At 32.6% G+C, this 3,284-nt stretch carries 3 protein-coding genes; 1 reads left to right on the forward strand and 2 read right to left on the reverse strand.

Annotation, left to right across the window (positions count from 1 at the left end; all coding sequences use genetic code 11):
* Positions 1-1,097 precede the first annotated feature (1,097 nt).
* Positions 1,098-1,472, forward strand: a complete 375-nt coding sequence (locus LQ203_RS27195) for a hypothetical protein (protein WP_230163038.1) — start codon at positions 1,098-1,100, stop codon at positions 1,470-1,472.
* 433 nt (positions 1,473-1,905) lie between these two features.
* Here LQ203_RS27195 and LQ203_RS27200 read toward each other — a convergent pair whose 3' ends face one another.
* Positions 1,906-2,223, reverse strand: coding sequence for a hypothetical protein (locus tag LQ203_RS27200; RefSeq protein WP_230163040.1), 318 nt, complete (start codon positions 2,221-2,223; stop codon positions 1,906-1,908).
* 139 nt (positions 2,224-2,362) lie between these two features.
* Positions 2,363-3,031 (reverse strand): hypothetical protein, encoded by a 669-nt coding sequence (locus LQ203_RS27205; protein ID WP_230163041.1) that lies wholly within the window; start codon positions 3,029-3,031, stop codon positions 2,363-2,365.
* Positions 3,032-3,284: the final 253 nt, after the last annotated feature.

Consider the following 3,284-nt stretch of genomic DNA (forward strand, 5'->3'; position numbering starts at 1 on the left):
TTTGCCGCTTGCTTCCTTCAGATTCCACGTCACCATGGACACCCTTGCATTAAGCTAACCATTACTACTGCCTTCATGGTTCGGGACTCGCACCCTATAGATTGCACCCATGCCGGGCGCACGAAAAAGCTGCCTTAAAGACAGCTTCGATCTTCAGCTAACGCACCCGTTAGTTTAAGTACAATATTTCACAAACTTTCTTTTGGTAAAAGAAAAAGAGGGAATTCACCCCATAATCCATTCATATAAAAAATATCCGCCTGTACCTATTAAAAAGTATTTAAGAAAAATCAAAAGTTTACTTGGCTTATCGTGATTTGCAAGTAACATAACTAATCCAAATAGAACCCCAAATCCAAGTGATTTAAATAAAAGTGTCATTTTAACCGTCCTTAAACAAAAGTTAATGTGATTATAAATTTCAGATAACAGTATTTTTTAAAAAGTAACCTGCCCCGTTAGTGCCATAAGATAAGAAAAAAACTGTCTTAAAGACAGCTCAGATCTTAAGCTAACGCACCTGTTAGCTTAAGATAACTATAACTAATAAATATTACTTTTTGTTCTTTAAAATTAGCAATTCAAAGACGAAAGCAATTAGGCATAATCCCAATACTAAATCAATTATAATTTGAACTAACATTGAATCAATTTTTAGAATATTAGTAATAATGTCAGTACCTAAAGTAAGAAAGAAAAACAACTGCAGTATTTTTTGCTTTTTTGAAAGATTAGAAACAGGTTCAAAAAATGTAATCGACTTCATAAAAACTCTCCAATTTCCCTAAATTATATATATATCATTATACCTAAAATATTATGATAAACTGTCTTTTCATTTGACCAAATATTAATATTTCTTGTGGAACTAACCTGCCCCGTTAGTTCATTAAGGGTAGTTTTTCACTTGAATATGAATGTATGATAATTGTAAGAATCATACATTCAAAAGGCCGCCGATTGGAAAATCGGAAGCCTTCTTCTTTACTTGAAAATGAACTAGTTCACAGTTAATTAGGTTGAATTTCCTCGGCAGTAAAGACAACAGTAATTCAACAAACATACAATCTATGGCAATTATCGCACGATCTACGGATATGGGGCCATATCGTGCAGAAGATAAAAAATATGGAGCTAGATTGTATACTGCTTGGGTTAAATTAAAAAGTGCAGGGGTCACTGTTGCTACCTTAAAATTAAGTAGTCATTATTCTGTTGGTGATTATGGGTTGAAAATGAGATATGCTGATGTAGCAGGAACAAATGGTACTGTTTGGTCAGCTGTAGATGCTTCATGTGAAGTTACTGATTCAAAAGCTGAAAAAGTAGGTTGTTATGATATGAATGCTGTAGGAACTTATAAATTAAATGGTAAACTTAATCATGGCTATATAGTTCTTATTAGTTATATCAAACTTACTTCTTTAAATAAAACTAGTAAAGTTGCTCGTGTTTATCAAAAATACACATAAAGAGATTAAAATTTTTAATGGGGTTGAATTAAAATGAATGTATCGTCTTCTTATTTTATATTTGGTTTAATAAACATGATTTTAATGGTTGGAGCTATACCAGCTATCATATACGCTTTATATTTATTACGTAAAATTTCAAAAAAATAAAGAAAAAAAGGAAGAGTAACTTTTGTAGTTCCTCTTCCTTTTTTGTGTCTTTGTTTCTTCAGCCTGGACTTTTCGGGATTGCTTGTTTAGAAAACAAATAAGGTAAACGTTTATGTAAAACAAACTCATCCCTTGGTGTTTTATGTATGATAATACAAAGAATCGCACGTTCAAAAGGCTGTCATTTGACGGCCTTCTTAATGAACTAACGCACCCGTTAGTTTAAGTACAATCCTTCACAATCTTACTAATTTGCCCGTTAGCCACTGGTAGTTCAACAAGATTATATTGTGTTAGTTCTATTTCTATATGGATATAGGACCGTATCGACCCAATTACGAAACACTTCATAGGCTTCTTCGTCTGTTTTAACGTTTCCTAAAAATACCCCCATAAAGTCATCATAATAATGTTCCTTGCCTCCAAATAACGCTTTAAATTCCTTGTCATTTTCAAAACCATCGAAAAATATATCCATTGTTTTATCTTGTCTTTCCCAAGCAATCGCCTCGATATAAGGAGTAAACTCATTTGTGTAATTGTCTATATGTAGGTGGTTACCAGTAAAATTTTCATTGCCAAAATATCCGTAGTCATTCATATCTAAGCCTCCTAATGATATCCCAGATTTATTATAGCCCTTGTTCAACTATCCTGCCCCGTTAGTTCCATAAAAAAAGAGCTGTTTCCAGCCCCGTATAAAAGTAATGCACCCTTTAATTGGATCAAAGATTGGAACCTCAATTGTCAAGGTAATATATATTTGCTTCATTTTTTTTAGTTACATAAACGTTCATATTTCCTAAAGGTTTATCATTTAAAAATAGTTGCAATTCCCAAATACCTGACTCGTTGAATTTAATTGAAGTGGATGATATAGATGCAGGGAAAGTTAAATTAATTTCTATATCTTTTTCTATATTTTCTTCAATACTCTTATTAATACTAACTGGCTTTGGGGTATAATCTTTAGGTAATTCTTTTAAAGGTGTCTCTTTTTTTACTATCTCTCCTTTTGATATTATACTCTTACCACTTTCGTTTTGAACTGCTTTTACCTTTAGCTCGCCTAACGGAAGCTGTTCATCCATTGTCCAAAAAAGCCATTCCAACTTAATTTCTTTATCCATTATCAAAGGTTTATCGAAAAAACCAAATTCCCGATTTTCACCCCTTACTTCATATACCATTATTACATCGTTTACTTTTTCATTTACTGTGAATGTTGGTGTTTGTATTGAGTTGCTGTTAGGTGAAATAATGTTAGAACTTGAATTTAATTTAATACCTTGTTCCTTTAGGCCATCTTGTACTTCTGCTTTCGCAACATTGTCATTCTTTTGCTTGGAAGAACAACCAAACAATAAAACTGAAGATAAAACTAAAACAACAAAATAGTGTATTTTCATTATTTCTCCTTTCAGATTTAGGTTTAATATTATTGACGTTATATGTCCAATATAGTTTCAATCTTATGGTATAAATTTACACATTAGTCCTCATTTCCTTATGGAACTATCCTGCCCCTTTAGTTCCATAAGAAACTTCTATGGCGGCGCTCCTCGCCGCCACCATCTACTACGAAAATCTAAACTCAAAAATAGAGTCTAACCCATTAACCCCTTGACGATAATGGATGATAACAATACAACCAGGCTGAGC

Origin of the sequence: Peribacillus sp. Bi96 (genome assembly GCF_918698115.1) — a bacterium.
In the GTDB taxonomy this organism is placed as follows: domain Bacteria; phylum Bacillota; class Bacilli; order Bacillales; family DSM-1321; genus Peribacillus.